Raw genomic sequence first — 25,578 nt, 5'->3', positions numbered from 1 at the left:
GGCCGGTCAGATTTCGCACTGTCGTTGTTACCAAGAGGCATCGGGATTCGTAGCTGCGGATCAAAGAAGCTCATTCGTCGCAGATACGTCGGGTCATTTGCTCGGCCTGCAACCCTGCAGGTTCCTTCTGAATTGTGCGACGCCAGGAACCTTTACAGGTCGGGTCCCATTGTTTCGAAGTTGATATCCCCCAGCCGGACCGATTTAGTCGTGAGTCTGCTCGATTTTCTTCTCGGCCGGCGCCTGGCCAATAGGGAGTTCAAGGAACGCAAGATCGGAGCGTTCGAGGGGCTTCCCGCAATGGGGCTGGACGGACTCGGCTCGTCCGCTTATGGGCCCGAGGCGGCTCTCACAATTCTCACGCCGCTCGGAGCGGCAGCGACGTTCTACGTTGGTTGGGTCATGGCACCGATCGTGGTGCTTCTCGGGATATTGTTCGCCTCCTACTGGCAGACCATTCGGGCGTACCCCAACAACGGTGGTGCCTACATCGTTGCAAAAGACAACCTCGGCACCAATGCCGGCTTGCTCGCGGCTGCCGCGCTGATGATCGACTACGTTCTGAACGTCGCGGTGGGCATCGCAGCTGGCGTGGGCGCGTTGGTCTCGGCCGTGCCGGTCCTGCACCCTTACATTCTTCCGTTGTGCCTCGCGATTTTGGCTTTGGTGACGGTCGTAAACCTTCGCGGCACGCTCGATGCCGGCAGGGTGTTCGCGTTGCCGACCTACGTCTTTGTAGCGAGTTTCGGCATCATCCTGGCGATCGGTATGTACAATGTGGTTACGTCCGGCGGATCGCCCCAGCCGGTGGTGCCGCCCCCGCCCATTGGGAAAGCCATCGAGGGTGCCAGCCTCTGGTTGCTGTTGCGCGCGTTCGCCAGCGGTTGCACGGCGATGACGGGCGTCGAGGCCGTTTCCAATGGCATGACCGCGTTTCGCGAGCCTACCGTGAAATACGGTCATCGGACCCTAACTGCCATCGTCGTGATCCTCGGTATCCTGTTGATCGGGATCAGTCTCCTGACCCGCGCTTACGGAATCGGTGCGATGAATCAGGAACAGGAAGGTTATCGCAGCGTGCTGTCGCAGCTTGCGGCCGCCGTCGTGGGAGACGGGCTTGTGTACTACGTCGCGATCGGCTCTCTCCTGTGTGTACTGGCTCTTTCGGCGAATACCAGCTTCGTCGACTTCCCCCGCCTTTGCCACGTGGTCGCCGAGGACGGCTTTCTGCCAAAATCATTTGCAGTCGCAGGCCGTCGCTTGGTTTTCGACATCGGCATTCTCTACCTCGGGTTCACATCGGGGATTCTCTTGATCGTCTTTGGCGGCATAACGGACCGTCTGATCCCGCTATTTGCCATCGGTGCATTTCTCACGTTCACGATCTCCCAAACGGGGATGGCCTGGCACTGGCGACACGCCATCGATCAACCAGGAGAGCCGAAGCCGCGACAATTGAAAGCCCATCTTCTGGTCAATGCGGCAGGCGCAGGAACGACGGCTATCGCTCTCATCATTATTGTCACGGCCAAGTTCACCGAGGGAGCCTGGATAACGCTGTTGGTGCTGCCAATCGTCATCATCCTGCTCAAGGTGATAAGGGCATATTATGACGAACTGGCCACGCAGCTCCGCGATTCAACGCCATTGGATCTCAGTGGATTGAGCCCGCCCATCGTTGTCGTGGCTTTCGAAGGCTGGAATAAGTTGAGCGACAATGCATTGAAGTTTGCGTTGAGCATTTCACCCCAGGTCGTTGGCGTTCACCTGATGCAGCTGTCAGGCCCTGATACCACGGAAGAGCAGCGCATGCTCAGGGAGAAGTGGTGGGCGGACGTTGAAGTCCCCGCACGGAAAGTCGGGCTCGCGCCTCCGCGTCTCGTCCTACTCCATGCCCAATACCGCACCATCCAGTTTCCCATATTGAGAGCGATTGACGAAATCAGGAGCCAATTCCCGGGCAAGCCCATCGCGGTGCTCATTCCCGAGGTCGTCAAGCGGCGCTGGTACCAGCATTTCCTGCATACCCATCGCGCGCTCCGGCTACGCCGGCAGCTGATCGCGCTTGGACAACCCGACTTAACGGTGATCAACGTTCCGTGGCGCCTGGATCTGAACAAGAATGTGCGCAACGTACCTGCCAGCGCCCGCCGGAATAGACAGCCTGCCTGAGTCGGAGTCTGGGGAGGCGGCGGGGACTTGCGGCCTATGGCAAAGACTACGAAAGACCGCGACCGGGCAACACCACATTGATCTGGGCGCCGATGCTCTACCTCCGGGTTCTGCAACTGTAACCCGGGCTTACTCCATTTGCGCCTAGCTGGAATGTTGCTCCCGGCAGATTGAACGCCAGGACAGTGTGCTCCGGTAAGTCTTGTGCCTCGCAGAGCAGACGCGGGATAACCGCCTCAAGGGAAATTCTTGTTCCTAACGCAGTGTCCAAACCCTCTGCGGGTGCTCGGAGGAGCAGCGACCCCGCCAATGCTGTTACACATGGCGAGGCCGCCTGCGCTCCGGGTCGGCCGGAGGGGCTGGATCCCGGAGGCCGACAGATTTTACGTCTCCCAGATTTAGGATGGCGATTGCTAGAAAGAGGCACTCATTCGGAGGGCCTAATCTGTCTCTGCGCGTGTCCTACAATGCAGCGACCCCACCTGGCACGGGGAGGCTCGGCGGGGTCGCCTGCTCTCTCGGGCGTCCCGGGGCTGGTGCGGCGCGAGCCCGAGAGGCGCATGAAGTCTACGCCTGCCACTTGCGGAAAAACAGGCCGGAATTCGACAGGGGCTGCGGGCTACTCTGTGGCCTCTTGGACGGTCCGGATCAGTGCCGCTCGACGGGGGAGGTCGTCGTAGATCCTGGCGATTCTCCGCAGCGTTTTCCTGACCTGCTCGTGCTCGCAATAGTCCGCCTTTGCGCGGAACTCTTCTGCGCGCAACTCCCAATGTTTTGGCGGGGATCAGTCCCGCGCGGCCCTGTCGCTGCGCGCGGGTTCGTCGTAGCCCTTGCGATGGCTGTAGAACATCAATGCGATCAGGCCGCAGCCCGACACCAGGATGAGGACAGCGGCCCCGGCCAGGATGACATTGCCGTAGACCGGCATCGCCGGCGTCGAGCGCCAGACCGATACGCAAAACCAGGTTGCCATGACGAGAAGCGCGGCCAGCACGGCGGCGAGGGCCCATTGGTAGTTGTTGCGCACGATTCCCTCCATCACCTTGGCAAGGGCTCGGCACGTCCTAGCGCCAGCGCCATCCGCAATGACGACGACCGCGATGCCACCAGCAAACCCAGCGGCGACGACGACGACGCGGCGGCGGGGGACCCCAACCGGGACGCGGTGGCGGGGCGCCCCAGCCCGGGCTGCCCCAGCCCGGACTGGGTCCCGGTCCCCACTGCGCCGGCATGACAGGGAGCGCTGCCTCGCCGGCCCGTCCGGGATCGGGGTCGACCGGCATCGCCTCGGCGACGCCGATAAGGCGAACGCCGGCGGTGCCGATTGCGGACGCGGCAATGGCATTCGTTGCAAGGCCGAGGAAGGCACGGCGGTTGGGAGCAATCATTGTGCTTCTCTCCTTTATGATTCGGCCGTCCGCAGCGATTGCAGTGCGCAGAGCAACCATGCGAGACCATGCGAGATCAGGTCGACACCGAGCAGGACGCCAACCGCCCAGACGCTGATGTCGGGGAAGCCGAACAGGATGAGCACGCCGGCGATGACGGCAAAGATGCCGGAGATCAGCATCATCCAGCCGTTCTGATGCCAGTAGGCAAAACTCAGCACGCACCGAATGACGCCGGACGCGAACAGCACCGCGCCGAGGAAATAGGTCAGGATCAGCGCGCCGGAGGCCGGTTGGGTCAGCAGGATGAGGCCGAAGACGAGGTAGAGCGCGCCGAGAACGATCCGCCACAGGAAGCCGCCCCATTCCTTGGTCCAGAACGCATGCGCGATCTCGAATCCGCCGGCGGCGATCGCGGTCAGTCCGATGAACTTGACGCTGACGATGGTGGCAAAGGCGAGGTCGCCGAGCGCAAAGAAGCCGGCCGCGATCAAGACGGCGCCGAGGAGAGCGCAGGCCCAAAGTGGCGGAGGACCCAGCGCTGCGATGCCGGACCGGCTGTCATAGGCTGTCATGCGATCCTCTCCGACAACGATGGTTCCATCGACGGACGGTGAATCCTAGCGGCGAACCCGCCATGCGGACATCAGACGAAACCCTGAGCCATCGGGCGGGAATGTTCGCGTCCCCTTCGGTCTGCATCAGCGCCAGCATCCACCAGGCGGGATGCGGATTATTGCGCGCCCCGCGGTCCCAACGTCAGATGAGTCACGCCGGCAGCGAGATTGAGGCCGATCGAACGTTCAATCGAGATCGGCTGCAGCATCAGGCTCCTCCGTGAGCCGCCGATGAGGACGTTGGCGCCGAGACCCGGACCCAATGCAAAATTGCCGCTCGCCCCGACATAGCTGCCGCGGAGCGTGCCGGGGCCAATGCGCGAATTCCGGGCGAAGACCGCCCATGACAACGTGCCGGCGCTGGTCACGCCGAGGTCAAGGCCGACGCGCCTGATCCGTCCCTCATAGATATACTGCCGGGGCGACCGCAGCCCGGTGAAGACGCAACGCATCGCCTGTGTCGATCCCAGCACCAGCCCGACGCGAGGCTCGGAGAAGCACAGCAGCCTGCCAATCCTGAATCTCTCGGCGCGCGCGGACGTGGTGGTGGCGGAAAGAGCAGCCAAGGCGCAGATGGCCGCAAGATTTCGCAATGTTCGCATTCAAGCCTCCGTCAGGTGTTGGGCTTTCCTCGTGCGGCGCGAGAGGCGGCTGTCCTGGCGCAGCCAGAACGAGATCGCGAGGCCGATCAGCAGCACGGCGCCGAGCAGGAAGAAGAAGATGGACTGCTTCAGCCAGGATATCGCCGGGACGGCGGCGCCCATCGCAAGCCCGAGAAAGGCAATCTGCAACGACAGCAGGCTGACGCCCGCAAGGAACGTTCCGAGCGCAAGCAGCGTCAGCAGCACGAGACCGGTCGCCGGCATCGGAAGCATCTGCTGAACCCCGGAGACCAGCATGATGTTCATCGTGATCAGGACCGCGATCCAGTGCAGCGCCTGGGTCCACACCAGGCGGATCTGGCTTTCCCTGCCTTCAGTCTCGGGCCATTTGGTAATGACGCAGACCACGCCGATGGCGAGCGCCAGGAACTCCCAATAGCCGACCAGGGGCTGGTGCGAGATGTTCGTGTAGGCGACGCCTGCGATGGCGAGCAGCAGCGCGACGACATACGGAAGCTGCTGCCAGAGAAATTGACCGGCCCCTGCGCGCGTCAGGGGAGGCTCGGGAACATCGCGTTGCTGTGCATCGATTTCGCTCATGGCGGCTCACTCACGAATTTCGGTTGCCGGCTCACGGCCGTCGCCGAGATAGTCCTCGACATAGAACCGGATCACCGCGACCCGTCCGACGGCGACGAGCGGCATCGCCAGCGCGATACCCATGATGCCGAACAGGGCGCCGAGCAGGACGATCGCAACCAGCGTCCAAGCCGGCGGTGTCTCGACCGCCCGGCGCTGGATCAGGGGGCCGATCACGTAGCCTTCGATCGACTGGATGATGGTGTAGACGGCGACGGCCCAGATCAGCAGCGAGGCGCCGAGCGGCATGGCCACGAGCGCGATCGGGACCGCGGCGACGATCGGCCCGAGATAAGGGATGAAATTCGACAAGCCCGCCTGCAGCCCCAGCAGGAACGGCCCCGGCAGGCCGATGAAATAGAGCGCCGGCCAGACGCAGAGCGTCATCAGGATGATGCGGATCAACTGGCCGACGAACCACAGCCGCATGACGTTGCCGATCTCGTCCATCACGGTGCGCATGCGGGCGCGGTAGGATGGCCTGACCAGCACGACCAGGCTGTCGCGGTGGCTGGTGGGATCGAAGGCAAAGAGGATCCCCAGGAACACGACCACGAGCACGCCGGTCAGAAGGCTCGAGGCGCCCCCCAGCAGGAATTGCGCGTGGCTGAGAAACCGTCCCTGGTCGGCGAACAGCCATTGGGCGAAGTCGCGCCCCCATTCCGGGCCGAGCAGGTCCACGCCGTAGGACAGCAGGTGCTCTTGCAGAATATCGACCTGGGCATCCATGACCTTCAGCAGCAGGCGCGTCTGCTCCGGCAGCTTGCCGGCGCCCCAGACCAGCCCGAAGCCCGACAAGGCCGAGAGCAGCATGAGAACCAATGTCAGACGCCAGATGCGGCTGAGCGGAAGGACCGGCGCCAGAGCCCGCGCCGCGGCATCCAGAAAAGCTGCGAACAGCACCCCCGCGAAGACGATGAGGAGGCTGGACACCGTTTGCCACACCAGGAACAGGACAACGGTTATAGCAAGCAAGGTGAGGCCGACCCCCAGGAGGCCCGGCCCTCCGGCTTGCCCGGACTCGTCGACGGGGCTCGCGTGCAGAACGACCCCGTGGGCTCGCTCTGGTCCGATCCTGGAATCGCTCATTGACCGGTCCGCCGTCATGTGGCCGTGTCTCAGGTGCGAACGCGGCGGCTGCCGTAATGCGGATGCTTGCCGCCGCGATGACGCCAATAGCGGTGCTTGACCGGATTCGTATTGGTGTTGGGCCGTGCATCGCCTGGCGTGGCCACACCGGTTTGCTTCGGTGCCGCGACGGTGCCGTCCGTCGGCTGGGCCATGGAAATGGCCGATGGTGCGACGACGGCCACCACTGCGCTCAGGATCGACGCTCGACACACGGTCCAGATGTTCATACTCGCCTCCGGTCAGCGACAATCGGTCAGATCGAGATGGCTCCGACAGCCAGCCCATAGATTCCGGCACCCGCGGCGATGGCGATCGCCGCGAACAGGACGGACTCAACCGGCCTGAACAGCCTCTCCTTGCGCTCACGCTTGGCGATCAGGAACAGCAGCGTTCCCGGCGCGTAGAGGATTGCGGACAGCAGTAGAAATTTCGGTCCGCCGGCGTAGATCATGGCGGCCGCGTAGAGCGTCGCGACGGCTGCGATGATCCCGTCGGTGGTGCGGGCGCGCTCGCCGGCATCATAGGCCTCGCCGGTCGACGCGAGCTTCAGGCCGTACGCGGCGACGAGAAAATACGGGATCAGAGTCATCGCGCTCGTCATCTTCAGGGCGAGCGTGAAGGCATATTCTGCGAACCAGCTGACGAAGAGAAAACTCTGTATCACGCAATTGGTGAGCCAGAGTGCCCCGACCGGAACCCTGTGCGCGTTCTCGCGCGCGAGAAAGGCCGGCATGGTGCGCTGGTTCGCCGCCGAGTGCAGGATCTCGGCTGCAAGCAGCGACCACGACAGGTAGTTGCCGAGGATCGAGATCAGCAAGGCGATGCTGACGAACACGCCGCCCCAGCGGCCGACCATCGCTTCCATCACGCCCGCCATCGACGGTGTCGGCAGCTCCGAAAGCTCGCCCCGCGGCAGGATGCCGTAGGACAGGAGCGTCACGAGCACGAGAAGACAGAGCACCGTCAGAAAGCCTGTCACCGTTGCGATGCCGATGTCGGAACGCGTCCTGGCGTAGCGCGAATACACGCTCGCACCCTCGATGCCGACGAACACGAACACCGTGAGCAGCATCGTGCCGCGGACCTGGGACAGCACGTCGCGGGCGTCCGGCCGCTCCGCACCCCAGAAATTTCCCGAGAACACGTCGCCGTTAAGGGCGATCGCGGCCACGACGATGAACAGCAGGATCGGAATGATTTTTGCGAAGGTCGTGGCGGTGTTGAGCGCGGCAGCGCCCTTGATGCCGCGCAGCACCAGGACATGGACGCTCCACAGCAGCAGGGACGCCGAGGCGATCGCGATCGGCGTCGTGCCGTCGCCGAAGACCGGGAAGAACTGCCCGAGCGTGGCCTTGATCAGGATGAGACAGGCGACGTCGGCGAGGCAGCAGCCTATCCAGTAGCCCGCGGCGGACGCAAAGCCGATATAGTCACCGAAGCCGTCCTTGGCGTAGGCGTAGATGCCGGCATCGAGCTCCGGCTTGCGCCGGGACAGCGATTGGAACACGAAGGCCAGCGTCAACATGCCGGTGCCGGCAATCACCCAGGCGATGATCGCGCCGAGGGCGCCGGTGGTGCGTCCGAATTGGGCGGGCAAAGCGAAGATGCCGGACCCGACCATCGACCCGATCACAAGCGCAATCAAGGCGTTGCGCGAGAGTTTCTGATCGGCCTCGTTCACCGCCATGACGGATGGCCTTCCAATCCGAGACGGCCGCAGTTGCAGCAGCCGCCTCAAGCGCGGACCTTAGAGGGCCGCACCCCGTGCGCCCATCAGGGATTCTCTGTAGGGAGCAGCGCAGGAAATCGGCGGACGCGGAGCGTCAGGTGCGGTCGTCAGGTCCTGGAAGGCAACCCGGCCGGGTCGTCCTCGCTCGCGGAGCAGGAGAGGGTCTCCGTGGCCCGGGCAACCAGCACGACACTGCCACGGAAGAATTCGCCGGCCTTGGCAAGCTCGGCGGCAAGGCGGCTGGCATGCAGGACGGCTGCGTCCTGTCCGGCATACTCGCATCCGATCCCATCGGTCGAGACACCATACTTGTCGGCGATATGGAAGAAAAAGCGCATGCCCCCGATTAGGCCGGACCGCGGCGAGCCTCCAGTGACAACGGTGTAAGGTGCCTCGGCCAAAAGACCTAGAGGCCTAAAAACGGTTCCCGACTTGCGGATTGGTCATGAAACGCGGCTGCCGTGGGCGCTCCGGCATTGGGAGCCGGTGGTTTTCACCGATGGCCCTCGGGGGATTGTCCGATGTTGGTCAGCGGGTTCGGAGGCTAGCGTGACCTCATTCGGCGAGCGCCAGAGGAGGCAAGCGATGTCGAACTATGATCAAAACCTGACCGCCACGGATTCCCCCGGCGGCCTGACCGCGGTGGATACCGGACTGCGCGATTACATGCTGCGGATTTACGGCTACATGGCCGCCGGTGTCGGCTTGACCGCGGTCGTCGCCTGGGTGACGTATCAGGCCATCGGACCCGAGTTGCTCGAGAGTCCCCTGATGTGGGTCTTCATCCTGGCGCCGCTGGCCCTGGTGTTCTTCATCGGCTCGCGCATCAACACGCTGTCGGTGTCCGCGGCGCGGATCTTGTTCTTCGTCTATTCGGCCCTGGTCGGCGTATCGCTATCGATATTGCTGCACATCTATACGAGTTCGTCGATCACCCGCGTCTTCTTCATCGCGGCCGCGATGTTCGGCGCGCTTAGTATTCTCGGCTACACGACCCGGCGCAACCTGTCGGGGTTGGGCACCTTCCTGTTCATGGGCCTGATCGGAATCATCATCGCGAGCCTGATCAACCTGTTCCTGGGGTCGACCGCGCTCGACTGGCTGATCTCGATCGTCGGCGTCGGCGTGTTTGCCGGCCTGACGGCCTACGATACGCAGCGGATCAAGGGGATGTACGACATCTCGGATGACCACACCGCCGCGGGCCGCAAGTCGGTCGTCGCCGCGCTGTCGCTCTATCTCAATTTCCTCAACCTGTTCATGATGCTGCTGCGACTTGCCGGCGGCCGCCGTTGAGACGCGAGAGGACGGCGGCTCAGGCCGCCGGCCGCTCCACGCTACTTGCGAGCGCGTCGCGCAACGCCGCTTCCTTGGTCTCATCGAGCGAGGTCTTGAGCACGACGCCGCCGGCGTCCTTGATCTCCTTGATCACCTTGTCCGCGGTCATGTGCTTGATCAGGACGAACAAGGCGGCATTGCCGGGCTGGAGATTGGCTGACAGGTTCTTCATGAAGGAATCGTCGATGCCGAAGTCGGACAGCGCACCGCCCAGCGCGCCTGATGCGGCGCCTACGGCCACCCCGAGGATCGGATTGAGAAACAGGACTCCGATGAGGAGGCCCCAGAAGCTCCCGGTCATCGCGCCCATGGCGGTGGTGTTGACGAGCTGATTGAGCTTGATGCCGCCCGAAGCCGTCTTCACGGCGATCACGGCGTCGCTGATCGTGATCAGATATTCCTTCTGCAGCTTGAGTAGCCGCTGACGCACTTCTTCGGCTTTTGCCTCGGACGGATACACGATCGCGACCAGATCGGACATGAAGACCTCCCGTTGGATCGAAAATGCGGACCAAAATGTTGGTGCGGACCGTATCCCGAGGGCGACACCTCCGGGATCAGAGGAAACCCTGCCTCAGGCGGATGAATGTCCTGATAGATGCACCCGCTTTGGAGTTTGGGCGGCGCGAGACAACCGGGAAATCGCCTAGCGACGCCCGACCGGCGAGGCCTGAGGACGGGCCCGAGTCTGCCGCTACTACCCCCAACGATGATTTCGAACGCAGGTGCCGTGTCGTCCGCTGATGGATGCGCGGCATTGTTGGCGCGTCGAGTACATGCAGTTGGTCATTCCCTTGATCTTCGTGCACCACGCCAGATCTTGCGCGCGTCCTGGCGCAGCCGCTCCCATGACGCCAAGGGCCATGGTGATCGCGGCCGCCAGCAAAGCCAGCTTTTTCATGGAGAGTCCTCCTGTCCTGGAGTCAAACGTCCGGAGCCCGCGTAACCCGCTCCGTCGTGCGCCGGCGATCTTGGCGAACGCTGGTCGTGCCACCATGATGGCCGGTGCAGGTGTTATGCGCCGCGTGTGACGCTCTCGCTATCGGGTGATTGCCTGACGCGGGAGAGGGAATCATCCAGTCATCGTCGGATCAAGTCTTGGGCAGGAATCCTGGGAGAATCTTGGGCACGAATCTTAGGCAAGACGCGTCGATCACGATTGTATCCGCGGGCGCTCAGTAGATTTACCGATACAAGGACGATGGCTCCTCGGCAAAATCAGGTCCGGCGAAGTCGATCGGTGATCATCTCATGCCGACGCTCAGGACGATGGCTATTGCCGGCGCGATGTCGCTGCTGCTGGCGGCCTGCGAAAGGGAAGCGGCCAGCGACGTCGCGCCGGCGCCGCGCCCGGTTCGCACGACGACGATCGGGAAGCGGGAGTCGCCGATGCCGTTCGTCTTCACCGGACACATCGAAGCCGAGGACGAGATCAGTGTCGCGTTCCGAATTTCCGGGCGGCTGCTCGCGAACAACACCAGGCTCGGCGAGCGCGTCGAGGCCGGCCAGCTTCTGGCGCAACTGGAATCACAGAACGAAGTGAACGCGCTGCGTCAGGCGCAAGCGGCTCTCGCCGCCGCGCAAGGGCAGCTCACCCAGGCACGCAATCATTTCGAACGCCAGCAGACATTGCTCGCGCAGGGATGGACCACGCGCGCCAATTTCGAAGCGGCAACGCAGGCGCAACAGACGGCCCAGTCCCAGGTCGACGCGGCCGAGGCGCAGTTGAGCGCCGCCCACGACCAGGTCAACTTCACCGAGGTGCGCGCCGATGCGCCGGGCAAGATCATCGAGACCGGGCCGGCCGCCGGCGAGGTGATCCAGGCCGGACAGACCATTGCGCGGATTGCGCGGCAGGATGGCCGCGATGCTGTCTTCGAGGTCCCCGCCCAGCTGGTGCGAGCGGCTCCCGCCAATCTGCAAGTGACAGTCACCCTGACGGACGATCCGGCAGTAACCGCGCAAGGGCGCATCCGGCAGGTTGCCGCACAGGCGAACCCGGTCACGCGCACCTTCGAGGTGAGGGTGGGACTTGGCGATCCGCCCGCGGCGATGCGACTGGGCGCCACGGTGATCGGTCGCGCCGAGGCGAGCGCCGGACCGATGATCGATATTCCCGCAACTGCGCTGACCAGGATGAACCAACAGCCGGCCGTCTGGATCCTCGACCCCCTGAGCAAAACGGTCTCCATCCGGAATGTCGACGTGCTGCGGTTCGATCAGGCACAGGTGATCATCTCGCAAGGGCTCGATGCTGGCGAGATCGTCGTGACCGCGGGCGTTCAGGCACTTCATCCGGGCCAGAAGGTGCGCGTGCTCGGGTCCGAGCCATGACCGGTTTCAACCTCTCGGAGTGGGCGCTCGAGCGCCGCTCGCTCGTCATCTATCTCATGCTCGTCGCCGTGCTCGCCGGCGGACTGTCCTATGTCCGCCTCGGCCGGAACGAGGACCCTGCGTTCACCATCCGGACCATGGTCGTTCAGGCGGCGTGGCCGGGGGCGACGGCGGCCGAGACGATGAAGCAGGTGACGGAACGGCTCGAACGCCAACTGCAGGAGACGCCGCATCTGGACTTCCTGCGCAGCTTCACCCGGCCCGGTCTCACCACGATCTTCGTGAATTTGAAGGGGAGCGCCAACGCGAGGGACGTCTCCGATACCTGGTATCAGGTGCGGAAAAGCATCGGGGATATCCGCCATACGCTTCCCGGGGGAATCGTCGGGCCGGCGTTCGACGACGATTTCGGCGACACCTTCGGTATCGTCTACGGCTTCACCAGCGACGGGTTTACCGAGCGCGAGCTGCGTGACCGGGTCGAGGCGATCCGATCGGGCCTCCTGGGCGTGCCAGACGTTGCGAAGATCGAGCTGCTGGGCGCGCAGGACGAAGTGATCTTCGTTGAGTTCTCCAAGAAGGAGCTCGCGAATCTCGGGGTTGATCGGACTGCGCTGATCGCCGCTCTCCAGGCTCAGAATGTCGTGATGCCGACCGGGACGATCCAGACCGGCTCCGAGCGAATTTCGCTTCGGGTGTCGGGAAGCTTCCAGTCCGAGCAGGACATCGCCGGCATCAACTTCGCGGCCGGTGGCCGCATGCTCCGCCTGAGCGATCTTGCGGCGGTGCGGCGCGGCTATGCCGATCCGCCGCAGCCGCTGTTCCGGGTCAACGGCCATCCGGCAATCGGGCTCGCGATCGCCATGCGCGACGGCGGCGATATCCTCGCCCTCGGCAGGAACGTCAAAGCTGCGATGGCGGCCATCACCGCCGACCTGCCGATCGGAATCGAGCCGAGCCTGGTTGCCGATCAGGCGGTCGTGGTGGACAAGGCGATCGGCGAGTTCATGACGTCGCTGGTACAGGCGATCGCCATCATTCTCGCGGTGAGCTTCGTCAGCCTCGGCCTCCGTCCCGGCCTCGTCATCGCACTGGCAATCCCGCTCACGCTTGCCATCGTGTTTCCGAGCATGGAGCTTCTCCGCATCGACATGCAGCGCATTTCGCTCGGCGCTCTCATCATCGCACTCGCGCTGCTGGTCGACGACGCCATGACGACGACAGATGCCACACTCAACCGGTTGGCGCTGGGCGACAGCAAGATTGCCGCCGCGAGCTATGCCTTCCGCACCCATGCGCTGGCTATGCTGGCCGGTACGCTGGTGACCATCGCCGGCTTCATTCCGGTCGGCTTTGCCGCCAGCTCCGCCGGCGAATACACGTTCTCGCTGTTCGCAGTCGTCGCGATCGCCCTGCTGGCATCGTGGTTCGTCGCGGTCATCTTCGCGCCGCTGCTGGGCTTCGCCATCCTTGTCCCGCCCAAGCAGGCGGGCGCTCCGGCTCCCGGGGCGGTGTTCCGGCTGTATCGGCGCATTCTGGTGCTGGCGATCCGCGCCAAATGGCTGACGCTGAGCGGGACGGCAGCGCTCTTCGTCGCGTCCATGCTCGCGCTCCCGCTGATACCGCAACAGTTCTTCCCCCAGTCCGACCGGCCGGAGCTGCTCGTCGATGTCAGCCTGCCGCAGAACGCGTCGATCTTCGCCAGCGAAGCCGCTGCCGGGCGCCTGGACGCGGCGCTGACCGGTGATCCCGACGTCGCGCATTGGAGCACCAATGTCGGCCGCGGTGCGATCCGCTTCTATCTGCCGCTCAGCGTCGAGCTGCCGAACGAGTTCTTTACCCAGGCCGTGGTCGTGGCCCAAAACGTTGCGGCGCGCGAGCGCTTGCATGCCAAGCTGGAGCGGTTTCTGGCGAATGAGTTTCCGAACGCGATCTCGTCGGTTTCGCCGCTCGGCCTCGGTCCTCCCGTCGGATGGCCGCTGCAATATCGCGTCAGCGGCGCCGATGTCGAGCGGGTGCGCGACATCGCTCTCGAAGTGGCGCGGATCCTCGCGTCCGATCCGAGCGCAAGAAGCACGAACTTCGACTGGATGGAGCCGGATCGCCAGGTGCGCATCCGCGTCAATCAGGATGAGGCACGGCTTCTCGGTCTGAGCTCGCAGGCGATCGCCACGGTCCTGAACACTGTGATCTCCGGTACCCCGGTTACACAGGTTCGAGACGATATCTATCTGGTCAACGTGGTCGTCCGCGCGACAGACGAGCAGCGGGCGTCGCTGGCGAGCCTGCGAACGCTGCAGGTGCCGATCCCCGGCGGCCGGACCGTTCCGCTGAGCCAGTTTGCCTCCTTCGAGTACGATCAGGAATTCCCCTTGATCTGGCGCCGCGACCGCGTGCCCACCCTGACGGTGCGGGCTGCCATTCCCGACGGGGTACTGCCGGAGAGGGTCGTCAATGCCTTGGCTCCCGCCATCGCCAAGCTGAGGACGACTCTGCCGCCGTCCTACGATGTCGTTGTCGGCGGCACCGTGGAGGAGAGCCGGAAGTCCCAGGCGTCCGTCATGGCCGTCGTGCCGGTGATGCTGTTCGTCATGTTCACGGTCCTGATGGTCCAGGTGCAGAGCTTCCCGCGGCTGTTGATGGTCGTCAGCGTTGCCCCGCTTGGTCTGATTGGCGTGGTCGCGGCGCTGCTCCTGTCAGGACGGCCGCTGGGTTTCGTCGCCATTCTCGGCGTCCTGGCGCTGCTCGGCATGATCAGCAAGAATGCGGTGATCCTGATTGGGCAGATCGAGGCCGAACGCGCGCAGGGAAAGGACCCCTGGGAGGCCGCCGTCGATGCCGGCAGCTCCCGCTTTCGTCCGATCATGCTGACGGCGGTCTCCACCGTCCTCGGCATGATTCCGATTGCGCCGACTGTCTTCTGGGGGCCGATGGCCTTCGCGATCATGGGCGGACTGCTCGTCGCAACCGTGCTCACGCTCGTGTTTCTGCCGACCTTGTATGTGACCTGGTCGGGCGGAAAGGAGCCGGTCGCGGCTCCCAATGCGGCGAGCGCGGCCTGAGCGTCGTGCCGTGAGGGGAATCCCGGACTCCGACTAGGTAATCACCTGATATGCCACCTTCATGCGCGGGCGCATGGTTCGGCCTCGGAATGAGCAGGCGATCGGTCACGGCATCGGTCATCGTTCGCGGTTCGAGGTCTCCCCATGACTGCGACGCCAACGGCCCAAAAGCTTTCGTTGTTCGCGCTGACGGCGATGGTCGTCGGCTCCATGGTCGGTTCAGGCATCTTCTCGCTGCCGCGGACGTTCGGCATCGCCACCGGCCCGTTCGGCGCCATCCTCGCCTGGTGCATCGCAGGCGGCGGCATGTACACGATGGCGCGCGTGTTTCAGTCCATGGCCGAGCGAAAGCCGGATCTCGATGCCGGCGTCTACGCCTACGCCAAGGCAGGTTTCGGCGATTATCCCGGCTTCCTGTCGGCGCTCGGCTATTGGACCGGCAGCTGCATCGGCAACGTGTCCTACTGGGTCCTGATCAAGTCGACGCTCGGCGCGTTCTTTCCCGTCTTCGGCGACGGCAATACGGTCACCGCGATCATCGTCGCCTCGATCGGGATCTGGCTGTTCCACTTCATGATCCTGCGTGGCGTGCAACAGGCCGCCGCGATCAACACCATCGTCACCATCGCCAAACTCGTCCCGATCCTGATCTTCATCGTCATCCTGGCGTTTGCCTTCAAGGCCGATCTATTCCAAGCCAATTTCTGGGGCGGCGAGGGCATGCCGGATAAAAGTCTGTTCGATCAGATCCGCGCGACCATGCTGGTCACGGTATTCGTCTTTCTCGGGATCGAGGGAGCCAGCGTCTATTCCCGCTACGCCAGGGAACGGTCCGACGTCGGCGCCGCGACGATCATGGGCTTCGCGGTCGTCACGAGCCTCATGGTGCTCGTGACGATGCTGCCCTATGCCGTGCTGCCGCGCGCCGAGATCGCCGACGCGCGGCAGCCGTCGATGGCGACGGTGCTGGAGGCGGTGGTCGGGCACTGGGGCGCCGTCTTCGTCAGCATCGGACTTCTGGTCTCGGTGCTCGGGGCCTATCTCGCCTGGTCGCTGATCTGCGCCGAGGTGCTCTCCGCCGCCGGCCGAACCAGGGATATGCCGCGCGTGTTCGGCACCGAAAACGCCAACAAGGTGCCCGCCGCAGCGCTCTGGCTCACCAATATCGTCGTGCAGCTGTTCGTGATCAGCACCTATTGGTCGCGGGATGCCTTCGCGTTGATGCTCAATTTGACGAGCGTCATGAACCTCATTCCGTTTTTCCTGGTCGCCGCCTACGGGCTCCTGCTGGTCAGGCGCGGCGAGACCTACGAAAAGAGCCCGGGCGAACGGCGACGCGACCTGATCTTCACCGGCATCGCCGTGGTCTACACGCTTTTCCTGATCTATGCCGCCGGAATGAAATATCTGCTCCTGTCGGCGATCCTCTACGCTCCTGGCACGGCGCTGTATTTCTGGGCGCGCCTCCAGCAGAAGGCGAAGATCTTCACGCCGATCGATTGGGTCATCTTCATCGCAGCCGTGATCGGCGCCGCGGTCGGGATTCATGGTCTGGCCACCGGCTACATCACCATCTAGGCGAGGCATTTCCCATGGCGACAGCACAGGCGTCGGATGCAAGGACCCCGTTCGGTGTTCATTCGGAAGTCGGTCAGCTGCGCAAGGTGATGGTCTGCTCGCCGGGCCGCGCGCATCAGCGCCTCACGCCCACCAACTGCGATACTTTGCTGTTCGACGACGTGCTGTGGGTCGACAATGCCAAGCGCGATCATTTCGACTTCGTGCAGAAAATGCGCGACCGCGGCATCGACGTCGTCGAAATGCACAATCTGCTCACGGACACCGTGGCCATTCCGGAAGCAAGGAAGTGGATTCTCGACAACCAGGTCCTTCCCAATCAGGTCGGGCTCGGGTTGATCGACGAGCTGCGCGGCTATCTGGAAAGCCTCAGGCCTCGCGAGCTGGCCGAGACCCTGATCGGCGGACTGTCCACCCGCGATTTTCCCGAGGCCGATGGCGGCGAGATGCTCCGGCTGATCCGGGAAGCGGCGGGCATGACCGAATATCTGCTGCCGCCGCTGCCAAACACGCTGTACACCCGCGATACCACGTGCTGGATCTATGGCGGCGTGACGCTGAACTCGCTGTTCTGGCCGGCGCGTCATGAAGAGCCGATTCTCGCCGCTGCCATCTACAAATTCCACCCGGATTTCGCCGGCAAGGTCAATGTCTGGTGGGGAGATCCGACGCAGGATCACGGTCTCGCCACGCTGGAAGGCGGTGACGTGATGCCGATCGGCAAGGGCAACGTTCTGATCGGGCTCAGCGAGCGGACCTCGCGGCAGGCGATCAGCCAGCTTGCTGCGGCGCTGTTCAAGAAGAAGGCGGCCGAGAGGGTGATCGTGGCCGCCATGCCCAAGCTCCGCGCGGCGATGCATCTCGATACCGTGTTCACCTTCGCCGATCGCGATTGCGTGCTGCTCTACCCCGATATCGTCAACAACATTACCGCATTCTCCTATCGGCCGGCTGATAATCCGGCCGGCCTCGAATTGCGCAAGGACGAGAAGCCCTTCGTCGACGTCGTCGCAGAAGCGCTCGGCCTGAAGAAGCTGCGCGTCGTGGAGACCGGCGGGAACGCCTATCTGCGCGAGCGAACCCAGTGGGACAGCGGCGCCAATCTCGTCTGCGCATCCCCCGGCGTCGTGTTCGCCTATGACCGCAACACCTACACCAACACGCTGCTGCGCAAGGAGGGGATCGAGGTGATCACCATCGTCGGCGCGGAGCTCGGGCGAGGCCGCGGCGGTGGTCATTGCATGACGTGTCCGATCATCAGGGACGCGGTTGAATACTAGGCGAGCGCAATCTGTGGCCTGCGCCAAGGCCGCTCCGTTCGCAACAACCACTGATTTAAAATTGTGACATTAACACGCCACAATCATTGCGCAGCGTGACGCGAAACCGGGCTGCCTAGCAGCATCGGAGGTGGATGCCATGCTAAGGTCTGGATTTCTTCTGCCGATCGTCGGCTTGCCCGTCCTCGGCCTGCTCAGTGCTGGCACGGCCGGTGCGGCGGATCTCGATCTCAACGAGTTCAAGACCGGCCCGATTGCCGCTGTACCCTACTACTCCGCACCGTCCTGGAGTGTCGTCGGTTCCATCTCTCCGACCTTCACCGACAACGCGCTTTTCACCCGCGACAACCGCAAGTCGGACATCTACTACGAGCCCGACGTCAGTGTCAGGCTCGACGGCAACCTCACCAACGATCTGTCCTATCGGCTCTACGCGCGGACGCAGTACGAGGCCTTCTCGCGTGAGAAGGACGGCAACTTCGCCGTGGCGCGCGTGGGCGCGCGTCTGACCGAGAACTGGAACGGCTGGCGCTTCTCTGCCATCTATGAACACCGCTATGATTTCGACGGGGTCTATCGCGATCTCGCATTCACGTCCGATGATGTGACGGGCTCGGTGGCGCGCGACTTCCGCATCGACAACGCGATTTTCTCGCCGCTGCTGCTGCTGACCTATCGATTCTCGGATCTCGCGGAAGCGCGCCGCTGGCGCTTTGACGCCGTGCTCGGTATCGAGGTCAAGCTCGATCCCAGTTGGTCGATCGTAAGCACGCCGCTGTTCGAGGCCTACTGGTTCACCGATGGGCTCAACAGCGGCCGTCAGGATCAGCTTTATTCGGTCGATGTGGGCTTGAAGTATAATTTCGCCAGTAATGTGTCGCTCACGACCACCGTGTTATACGAGGCGCGAACGTCGAACGTTCCGCTGCGGCGGTACAGGGACGTTCGCATCGGCCCTCGCCTGGATTTCGCCTTTTGAGTGAGACCTGAAAGATGCCCGCAAGACGCCTGCTGACGCTGACCTGCATCGTCGCCGGAAGCCTCGCGGCATCCATGGCGCTCGCCGATCCGCGCGATGCGGTGGATCGAGGCCAGCGTCTCGATACCGATGCGCTTCGGGATGATGCCGCGATACACCGTTTGCAGCAGCCGTCGCATCCTCTCGCTATTGCGCCGCCTCGCCCCGCACCAGCGGCGAAGGCAGCGAGGAAAAAGAAGTCAGATGCGAGCAGCAGCCGTTAGGCTGGTTCCGAGTCGCGTCGGCAATGGTAGTGGTGAATTGCATAAGTGTGCTGCCGTGTATGGGGCAGCCACGTTGCCGCAACGATCTCGCGGCCACCCGCACTTTGACTTTGATTCTCTGTTGCATCGGATTTGACGTTGCGGCGTGGCACAAACTGCATACTGCCCGCCGCGGAAACATGCCTCACGAATTCGAGATTTCAATCTGTAAACAATACTACCTGATGGTGTGGCCGCGCGGCGGGGTGTATGATTGGTCAACCCCAATGGCTTGCGTCTTCCGGATCCGGTGGCGGATGTCTCGCCGGTGGGGCGGGGAGGGGACCTGCGATATCGTCGCCAATATCGGGCGTCGCCGGAATACAGTGAGTGCGTACCGTGAAGCCACATGGCTGCCCCGACAGTGAGTCGGACCGAACCGGTCTGAAGAACTGGTTGCGCCTAGGTTCGCAACAATCGGTCGACGAGCTCTATTGGACGTCTTCGGCGGATCTGCTCTTCGCCGCGCGCCCGTTGTTCCGTGGACACTTCGCCTACGAGGGAATCAATCCGGCATTCGAGTCTCAGCTCGGCGTATCGTCGGAAGACGTCAGCGACATGGACGTGTTCGATTGCATGAGTGCGAACGACGCAAGGTCCGTCTGCGAGGCGCTTCAGGCGGGCATCGCGGAGGGAACGGAGGTCAGGATCCGCCAGCGGCTCGCGCTCGGCGGGGCGCCGCGGGCGATGCAAACGACGGTGACGCCGATCGTGGACGGCGGGGTGGTCCGGTTGATCGGCAGCCACCGCGAACTGCGCAACGGTCCTTTCGAGCACGCCGCCGCATGCGGCGACGGGCTCGATATCGACATCGGCCTGCTCGCCATTCAGGAAGGCATCCAGCAACGGATCGCCTCCGATCTGCACGATTCGACCTGTCAGCATCTGATTGCTGCCAGCCTCGGCGTGATGCGGATGCGCAACAATCTGGGCGACGCCGCTCCGGCGGAGCGGCTCTGCGACGATATCGACGCGTCGATCGATGAAGCCCTCCGGGAGCTCCGCGCCTTTGCCTATCTCCTGCATCCGCGGAATCTGGCGGTGGAGGGATTGAAGGCGACGATCGAGCGATACGCGGAAGGATTTGCGGCGCGCACCTCGTTGCGCGTGACCGTGAACATCGTTCCGGACGTCGATCGGCTGCCGTATGAAACGAAACGTTCGCTGCTGCGCGTCGTTCAGGAGGGGCTCACGAACGTCTACCGCCATGCGAAGGCGACGGAGGTGGCCATCGTCATCGACCTTGCCGACAGCCGTTTCGTGCTGACGATCAGCGATAATGGACGCGGTCTTCCCGATGCAGTCGGGCGCGGCCACACTGCCGTATCGATCGGGGTCGGCATTCCGGCGATGCGGGTGAGGCTGCATGAGATCGGAGGTACGCTGGACATCCGGTCCAGCCGGACCGCGCCACTGTCCGGAACCGTCCTGTGCGCGACGTTTCCGCGTCGCCTCGCGGCGAACAGACGGAACCGGCGAAAAGCCACGACCATCATGAGGGCCCACGCAGGCACACGATCAGCGAAAGAACACTAGCCCGCGGCGGAAGGCCGGATGGGCGGCCGAACCGCCGTGAAGGATTGGGAGCGTGCTGCCATGAAACGAATTCTCATAGCCGACGATCACGAAGCGGTGCGGTCCGGCTTGCGAGCGGTGCTCGAACGGCGGGCGGATTGGGAGGTGGTGGCCGAGGTCACCGATGGCGGCCGGGCGGTCGCTGCGGCAATCGAGAGCCATCCCCATGTCGCCATCCTCGATTTCTCGATGCCCCGTATGACCGGCGTGGAGGCGGCGCGGCGGATCAAGGACTATCCGTTGCAGACCGAGGTCCTGATCTTCACCGTGCACAATTCGGGCCTGATCGCGCAGCAGGCGTTCGAGGCCGGCGCGCGTGCGTTCCTGGTGAAGTCGGACGCCAACAAGCTGCTGCTTGCGGCGGTCGAGGCGTTGCTGCTGCATCGCCCGTTCTGCACCACCAGCTGCGTGACGGAATTCGGCCGCGGCTCGGGCGGTAGCGGCGAGCGGCATCACGAATTGACGGCGCGCGAGCAGCTCGTGGTCAAGCTGGTTGCGGAAGGCTACAGCAACAAGGGGATCAGCGCGATCCTCGATCTCAGCGTCAAGACAACGGAGGCGCATCGGGCGGCTGCGATGCGCAAGCTCGAGGTGAACTCGACGGCGGGCCTCGTCCGATACGCGGTCCGGACGGGGCTGGTCGAGGCCTGAACGGTGAGTCGGCGAGCCGGTCTTCGGCGTCAGTACCTTCGCCGGGACATCTCAGGGTTTTGTTGGATAACGTTGGCCGCAGGGCGCCGTATGATCGTTCGACGCTACGGCCGGTCACTGCCGTTGTCCGCCCGGCCGGACAGGAGCCGGCAAACGGGAACGATGTCGTGAAACGCATCTTGATTGCGGATGATCATGAAATCGTACGTTCCGGCCTTCGCGCGATCGTTGGAACGCGGTCCGACTGGATCGTGAGCGGTGAGGCCACCAACGGCGAGCAGGCTGTTGCGCTGGCGCTCGAAACCCGACCGGACATCGTGATTGTCGATTACTCCATGCCGATCATGAACGGCCTGGAGGTCAGCCGTCGCCTCAGGACGCTGCATGTGCGAACCGAGGTGCTGATCCTGACCATGCACGAAAGCGAGGAACTCCTGACGGAGGCCATCCTGGCCGGCATTCGCGGCTTCCTGTTCAAGTCCGACGCCCGCAAGCACCTGATTTCCGCCATCGAGGCCTTGCTCGACGGTAGGCCCTACTTCACCAGCGTCCTCCTGGAGAAGCTGCTGCACGACTACCAGGCGAACAAGCAGAATCGGGCCGACATGCTGCTGACGTCACGCGAGCAGAGCGTGGTCCAGCTGATCGCGGAAGGGAATACCAACAGGTCGATCAGCGCGATCCTGAATCTGAGCGTGAAGACCGTCGAGACCCATCGCGCTTCGGCCATGCGCAAGCTCAGAATGTCGTCCACCGCCGAGCTGGTGCGCTATGCCGTCCGCAAGAAGCTGGTCTCGCCCTGAACGGATGCTGATGCCCGGGCCGGTGCGGCTTCAGCCCGTATGATGACCTTGTCTAGAAGTCCGAGACTTTGCCGACCGCAAGTGGTCACGCAAGAAGCTTCCGGTGCCGAAGGCAGTGGCGATTTGGTGGATTGTTTCGCCAGGTGGCTGTTCCGAAACGTAATCTGCGGCTGGCCGCGCCGCTCCGGAAGACTGGCAGTTTCTGCGCGAGGTCGGCCACGGCATCGTCGTTCACGATGAGATCGGGCGGGTGCCGACGCTCCAGGCACTCAATTGACGTTGTCGCCGAGCATGTTGTGCAAACCCGTGGCGACCGCGGCGAGGCCGCTCGCGCCTTGCATCAACGCGATCTCGCCCTGCTGCGCGTGGCGGATCGCATGAGCCATGACGCGAAGGCGCGGATCGCCGCGGCTATGCCACATCTGGTCGGCCATTTTGACCGCACCCTTGTGATGCCTGCTCATGGCTTCGACGAACGTCCTGTCGAATTCGCCGGGCGGCGCCGTCTTCACCTGTCGCATCTCCGCCGGTGTCAGGAAGCCGGGCATCGCAGCACGCTCCTGCGCGTCGCAATCCGGCATCTCCGCGTCGAACCAGCTCAGCCACCAGTTCTCGAAGATCCGGTTTTCGCCGGTCTGGCTTGCCACCATCAGCATCGCGAGCTTGCGCAAATGCGGGTCGTTGGCGCGTTCGGCGGCAAGCCGCGCCAGTTCGATGCCTTGGGCGTGATGCGTGGTCATGTGGCGGATATAGGTCTGGTCGGCGTCCCTGTCGCGACCGAGCCACGGCAGCTCGTAGCCATGGTCGCCGAACAGCGCGACCGTTCCGAGCACAGCGATCACGACGAGCGCCCCGGCGATCCAGGCATTGGTGAAGCGCAAGTCTTGCTTCGGCACGTTGCCGCGTGCCCAGCGCAGCCGAGCGAACAGAGGATACATCACCGCTGACGAGCCATGGACAAGCAGCCCGATCCAGTACGGCTGCTGCAGCGTGAACAGCGGCTGCCAGAACGGAAACAGCGGCACCAGCACGAACCACTCCATGCCTGAGGAGAACACTGCCCAGGGCATCGCGAGCAGCAGGATGGTCAGCGGCCGCAGGTTCGCCGTCCAGCGGCCGAGCACGCCGAAGAAAAGCAGCGCCCACGAGAAGTCCGCCCATTGGTGAAAGGCGATCCCGGCGAGGATCGCGTTCCACGACGGTTCGGCAGTGATCGCCCAGTCGCCCGCGGGAATTGCGGCAACCGTCATCCAATCGACCGTCGCCTCACGGCCGATCCGCGCCGCGGACAGTTGGCTGACGATGGTCGAAAACGTGCTGCTGATGAGGCCGAGCTCGATCGCGGCGATCCAGCGCGAACGGCGTTCGGACGTCACGCGCGCCGCTGCGTTTGACTCGGTCGGCCCGGCTGGAGCGGCGGGCGGCGCGGTCGCACTCACGTTAGTTTGTTGAGCTTCTTGAACGGATTGAGTTCGCTGGGCTTGTCTTGTTCTTCGCGGCCACGCTGCGCTTGCGTCTTGCCGTCCTCATGCAGATCCTGATCTCCGATCAGCTCACCTACGGCCTGCTTGGCTTTGCCGACGATCCGCTGCTGCAAACCCTTCGTCTTGCCCATGGCTGGTCTCCGAGCTCACGCCGCGACCCCGGCGCCTGAAAGGGGGGAGCGCCGGGGCTGCGGTTTCGTCCAGTCTGCCTCCAGCAGCAGGGGGGAGTGCCGGAAGCGTTGGTCAGACTCTCTGGCGCTCCAATAGTTCCTCGCTAGGCTACCTGACCTCAAGTGCGATAACGACGCCTTCATTGGCCCGGAGCAGGATCGAGGCATCGGGCAATGGCTCAGAGGGCCGGTCCAGATGTGTCGATAGCAGCAGGCGGCCACGACCGCGCCAGTGCCATTTTCGCGGTTCGGCGGCGATGTTGAGCACGATCAGGGCCTCGTTCCGGCCCTCCGTGCGTTTGTAGGCCAGCACGTCGTTGTGAGATCGCAACGGCGCGTAGCCGCCTTGACGCAGGCACGCATGCGCGCGACGAAGCGCGATCAGCGCGCGAAACAGCGCCAGGATCGATCGCTCGTCACTTTGCTGCTCTGTCACGCTGGTCCCGCCATCAGCCTCCAACGGAAGCCATGGACTGCCTTTCGTGAAACCGCCGTGCGGGCTGGCGTCCCACCGCATCGGCGCGCGCTCGGGATCTCGGCACAGTCCATATCCCGGCACCAGCTTCTCGAAGGGATCGCGGATGCGATCGGGCGGAATTGTCACGCGCTTGCGGCCGATCTCGTCCCCCATATAGAAGAACGGCGTCCCTCGCAGCGTCATCAGCAGCATGGCCAGCACGCGCATCTGCGCCGCGCCGACCTTGCTGGCGATCCGCTGCTTGTCGTGGCCGCCGACGACCCAGACCGGCCAGGCGTGCTCCGGCAGCGCGTTGAAATAGGCATCGATCGCCGCCTGCAGCGGCAGCGCGTTCCATGGCGTATCGAGAAGCACGAAGTTGAGCGGCAGATGCAGCCGCGGCCGCTCCGTGCCGTAGAAATGCCCGATGCGGTCGGTCTTGCCCTGGACTTCGCCGCAGAGCAGCCGGGCCGGATAGCTGTCGATCACCTCCCGGATGAACTCGATGCAACTCATCGTCTCCGGCCGGTCGTCGGTGAAGACGGGCGTGTGACGCTGCGGCGGCGGCTTGCCCGCAGCGCCCGGGTTCGGCGGGTTGTCGCGCAGGAGCGCGTCCTTGATCAGGACCGCGCTGGCATCGACGCGAAAGCCGTCGACGCCGCGATCGAGCCAGAAGCGCATGACCTCGCTGATCGCGGCACGCACCTGCGGATTGCGCCAGTTGAGATCGGGCTGCTCGACCAGGAAAGAATGATAATAGTACTGCCGCCGCGCTTCGCACCATTCCCATGCGCTGCCGCCGAAGCGGCTCAGCCAGTTGTTGGGCGGGCCGCCGTTCTCGGCCGCATCGGCCCAGATGTACCAATCGGCTTTCGCGCTGTTGGGCGAGCTGCTGCTCTCGACGAACCATTTGTGGTCGTTTGCGGTGTGATTGGGGACGAGATCGAGGATGAGGCGAATGCCTTCGGCATGCAGGGCTTTGACGAGACGGTCGAACTCGTCGAGGCTGCCGAAGGCAGGTTCGATGGCGCAATAGTCGGATATGTCGTAACCGAGATCGCGGAAGGGACTCCTGTAGATTGGTGTGAGCCAGACCGCATCGACGCCCAGCCACTTCAGGTAGTCGATGCGCGAGATCAGGCCAGCGAGGTCGCCCTTGCCGTCGCCGTTCGAGTCCTGGAAGGAGATCGGCGCGATCTCGTAGATGACCGCGGATTGCCACCACGCGCTTTCGTCAGGGGACTCGTCACTCATTGCCTTGCTTCACCCGCATGGCTCGCGTTTCAT

25 protein-coding genes are annotated in these 25,578 nt (G+C 63.8%); 11 read left to right on the top strand and 14 right to left on the bottom strand.

Annotated features, from left to right (window positions below):
- Positions 1–210: 210 nt before the first annotated feature.
- A complete protein-coding gene (locus tag ACNJYB_RS28390) occupies positions 211–2,172 on the top strand; it encodes an APC family permease (RefSeq protein ID WP_439369841.1) in 1,962 nt (653 codons plus the stop codon).
- A gap of 784 nt (positions 2,173–2,956) precedes the next feature.
- Here the strand turns inward: ACNJYB_RS28390 and ACNJYB_RS28385 are convergent.
- The 9 genes from ACNJYB_RS28385 to ACNJYB_RS28345 form a co-directional block, all read right to left on the bottom strand.
- The gene (locus tag ACNJYB_RS28385) at positions 2,957–3,199 is read right to left on the bottom strand and encodes a hypothetical protein (protein WP_439369839.1); all 243 of its coding nucleotides are present in this window, start codon (positions 3,197–3,199) and stop codon (positions 2,957–2,959) included.
- 37 nt (positions 3,200–3,236) lie between these two features.
- Positions 3,237–3,560, bottom strand: coding sequence for a twin-arginine translocation signal domain-containing protein (locus tag ACNJYB_RS28380; RefSeq protein ID WP_439369837.1), 324 nt, complete (start codon positions 3,558–3,560; stop codon positions 3,237–3,239).
- A gap of 14 nt (positions 3,561–3,574) precedes the next feature.
- On the bottom strand, positions 3,575–4,135 hold the full coding sequence (locus ACNJYB_RS28375; protein ID WP_439369836.1) for an HdeD family acid-resistance protein: 561 nt from the start codon (positions 4,133–4,135) through the stop codon (positions 3,575–3,577).
- Positions 4,136–4,293: 158 nt separating this feature from the next.
- Entirely contained in the window at positions 4,294–4,779 is a 486-nt protein-coding gene (locus ACNJYB_RS28370; RefSeq protein WP_439369835.1) for a DUF992 domain-containing protein, read from the bottom strand.
- Entirely contained in the window at positions 4,780–5,379 is a 600-nt protein-coding gene (locus ACNJYB_RS28365) for a hypothetical protein (RefSeq protein ID WP_439369833.1), read from the bottom strand. It lies immediately after the preceding gene.
- Between the two features lie 6 nt (positions 5,380–5,385).
- Entirely contained in the window at positions 5,386–6,507 is a 1,122-nt protein-coding gene (locus ACNJYB_RS28360) for an AI-2E family transporter (protein WP_439369832.1), read from the bottom strand.
- A gap of 29 nt (positions 6,508–6,536) precedes the next feature.
- On the bottom strand, positions 6,537–6,776 hold the full coding sequence (locus ACNJYB_RS28355; protein WP_439369831.1) for a hypothetical protein: 240 nt from the start codon (positions 6,774–6,776) through the stop codon (positions 6,537–6,539).
- 26 nt (positions 6,777–6,802) lie between these two features.
- Positions 6,803–8,236, bottom strand: a complete 1,434-nt coding sequence (locus ACNJYB_RS28350; protein ID WP_439369830.1) for a basic amino acid/polyamine antiporter — start codon at positions 8,234–8,236, stop codon at positions 6,803–6,805.
- Between the two features lie 149 nt (positions 8,237–8,385).
- A complete protein-coding gene (locus ACNJYB_RS28345) occupies positions 8,386–8,616 on the bottom strand; it encodes a DUF6894 family protein (RefSeq protein WP_439369829.1) in 231 nt (76 codons plus the stop codon).
- A 247-nt stretch (positions 8,617–8,863) separates the two neighbouring features.
- Here ACNJYB_RS28345 and ACNJYB_RS28340 point away from each other — a divergent pair, with 247 nt between their 5' ends.
- A complete protein-coding gene (locus ACNJYB_RS28340; protein WP_439369827.1) occupies positions 8,864–9,574 on the top strand; it encodes a Bax inhibitor-1/YccA family protein in 711 nt (236 codons plus the stop codon).
- Between the two features lie 19 nt (positions 9,575–9,593).
- Here the strand turns inward: ACNJYB_RS28340 and ACNJYB_RS28335 are convergent, their stop codons facing one another.
- Both ACNJYB_RS28335 and ACNJYB_RS28330 read right to left on the bottom strand, forming a co-directional pair.
- Entirely contained in the window at positions 9,594–10,097 is a 504-nt protein-coding gene (locus ACNJYB_RS28335; protein ID WP_439369826.1) for a DUF1269 domain-containing protein, read from the bottom strand.
- A 216-nt stretch (positions 10,098–10,313) separates the two neighbouring features.
- The gene (locus tag ACNJYB_RS28330; RefSeq protein ID WP_439369825.1) at positions 10,314–10,517 is read right to left on the bottom strand and encodes a DUF3551 domain-containing protein; all 204 of its coding nucleotides are present in this window, start codon (positions 10,515–10,517) and stop codon (positions 10,314–10,316) included.
- A gap of 350 nt (positions 10,518–10,867) precedes the next feature.
- Between ACNJYB_RS28330 and ACNJYB_RS28325 the strand changes: the two genes are divergently transcribed.
- The 9 genes from ACNJYB_RS28325 (at position 10,868) to ACNJYB_RS28285 (ending at position 22,180) form a co-directional block, all read left to right on the top strand.
- On the top strand, positions 10,868–11,950 hold the full coding sequence (locus ACNJYB_RS28325; RefSeq protein WP_439369824.1) for an efflux RND transporter periplasmic adaptor subunit: 1,083 nt from the start codon (positions 10,868–10,870) through the stop codon (positions 11,948–11,950).
- Positions 11,947–15,012 carry an efflux RND transporter permease subunit gene (locus tag ACNJYB_RS28320; protein ID WP_439369823.1) on the top strand — a complete coding sequence of 1,022 codons (3,066 nt, stop codon included), beginning with the start codon at positions 11,947–11,949 and terminating at the stop codon, positions 15,010–15,012. The genes ACNJYB_RS28325 and ACNJYB_RS28320 overlap by 4 nt, the downstream gene beginning before the upstream one ends.
- Positions 15,013–15,156: 144 nt before the next feature.
- Positions 15,157–16,590: a basic amino acid/polyamine antiporter gene (locus ACNJYB_RS28315; protein WP_439369822.1), complete on the top strand. Its 1,434-nt coding sequence runs from the start codon at positions 15,157–15,159 to the stop codon at positions 16,588–16,590.
- 14 nt (positions 16,591–16,604) lie between these two features.
- Positions 16,605–17,870 (top strand): arginine deiminase, encoded by a 1,266-nt coding sequence (arcA, locus tag ACNJYB_RS28310; protein ID WP_439369820.1) that lies wholly within the window; start codon positions 16,605–16,607, stop codon positions 17,868–17,870.
- 139 nt (positions 17,871–18,009) lie between these two features.
- Positions 18,010–18,849 carry an outer membrane beta-barrel protein gene (locus ACNJYB_RS28305; RefSeq protein ID WP_439369819.1) on the top strand — a complete coding sequence of 280 codons (840 nt, stop codon included), beginning with the start codon at positions 18,010–18,012 and terminating at the stop codon, positions 18,847–18,849.
- Positions 18,850–18,863: 14 nt separating this feature from the next.
- Positions 18,864–19,112 (top strand): hypothetical protein, encoded by a 249-nt coding sequence (locus tag ACNJYB_RS28300; protein WP_439369817.1) that lies wholly within the window; start codon positions 18,864–18,866, stop codon positions 19,110–19,112.
- 369 nt (positions 19,113–19,481) lie between these two features.
- Positions 19,482–20,687, top strand: coding sequence for an ATP-binding protein (locus ACNJYB_RS28295; RefSeq protein WP_439369816.1), 1,206 nt, complete (start codon positions 19,482–19,484; stop codon positions 20,685–20,687).
- 60 nt (positions 20,688–20,747) lie between these two features.
- The gene (locus tag ACNJYB_RS28290) at positions 20,748–21,377 is read left to right on the top strand and encodes a response regulator transcription factor (protein WP_439369815.1); all 630 of its coding nucleotides are present in this window, start codon (positions 20,748–20,750) and stop codon (positions 21,375–21,377) included.
- Between the two features lie 167 nt (positions 21,378–21,544).
- A complete protein-coding gene (locus ACNJYB_RS28285; RefSeq protein ID WP_018642565.1) occupies positions 21,545–22,180 on the top strand; it encodes a response regulator in 636 nt (211 codons plus the stop codon).
- Between the two features lie 269 nt (positions 22,181–22,449).
- On the opposite strand, the gene ACNJYB_RS28280 is transcribed toward ACNJYB_RS28285, so the two are convergent.
- The 3 genes from ACNJYB_RS28280 to ACNJYB_RS28270 all read right to left on the bottom strand — a co-directional run bounded on the left by ACNJYB_RS28280 (position 22,450) and on the right by ACNJYB_RS28270 (position 25,545).
- Positions 22,450–23,556 (bottom strand): DUF305 domain-containing protein, encoded by a 1,107-nt coding sequence (locus ACNJYB_RS28280; RefSeq protein WP_439369814.1) that lies wholly within the window; start codon positions 23,554–23,556, stop codon positions 22,450–22,452.
- Between the two features lie 59 nt (positions 23,557–23,615).
- The gene (locus tag ACNJYB_RS28275; RefSeq protein ID WP_439369812.1) at positions 23,616–23,795 is read right to left on the bottom strand and encodes a CsbD family protein; all 180 of its coding nucleotides are present in this window, start codon (positions 23,793–23,795) and stop codon (positions 23,616–23,618) included.
- A 148-nt stretch (positions 23,796–23,943) separates the two neighbouring features.
- The gene (locus tag ACNJYB_RS28270; RefSeq protein ID WP_439369810.1) at positions 23,944–25,545 is read right to left on the bottom strand and encodes an alpha-amylase family glycosyl hydrolase; all 1,602 of its coding nucleotides are present in this window, start codon (positions 25,543–25,545) and stop codon (positions 23,944–23,946) included.
- Positions 25,546–25,578 lie beyond the last annotated feature (33 nt).

The sequence above is a fragment of the Bradyrhizobium sp. SMVTL-02 genome (assembly GCF_051853005.1).
In the GTDB taxonomy this organism is placed as follows: domain Bacteria; phylum Pseudomonadota; class Alphaproteobacteria; order Rhizobiales; family Xanthobacteraceae; genus Bradyrhizobium.
Note: the sequence above shows the minus strand (reverse complement) of the source record. Positions and strands in the feature narration are given on the sequence as shown.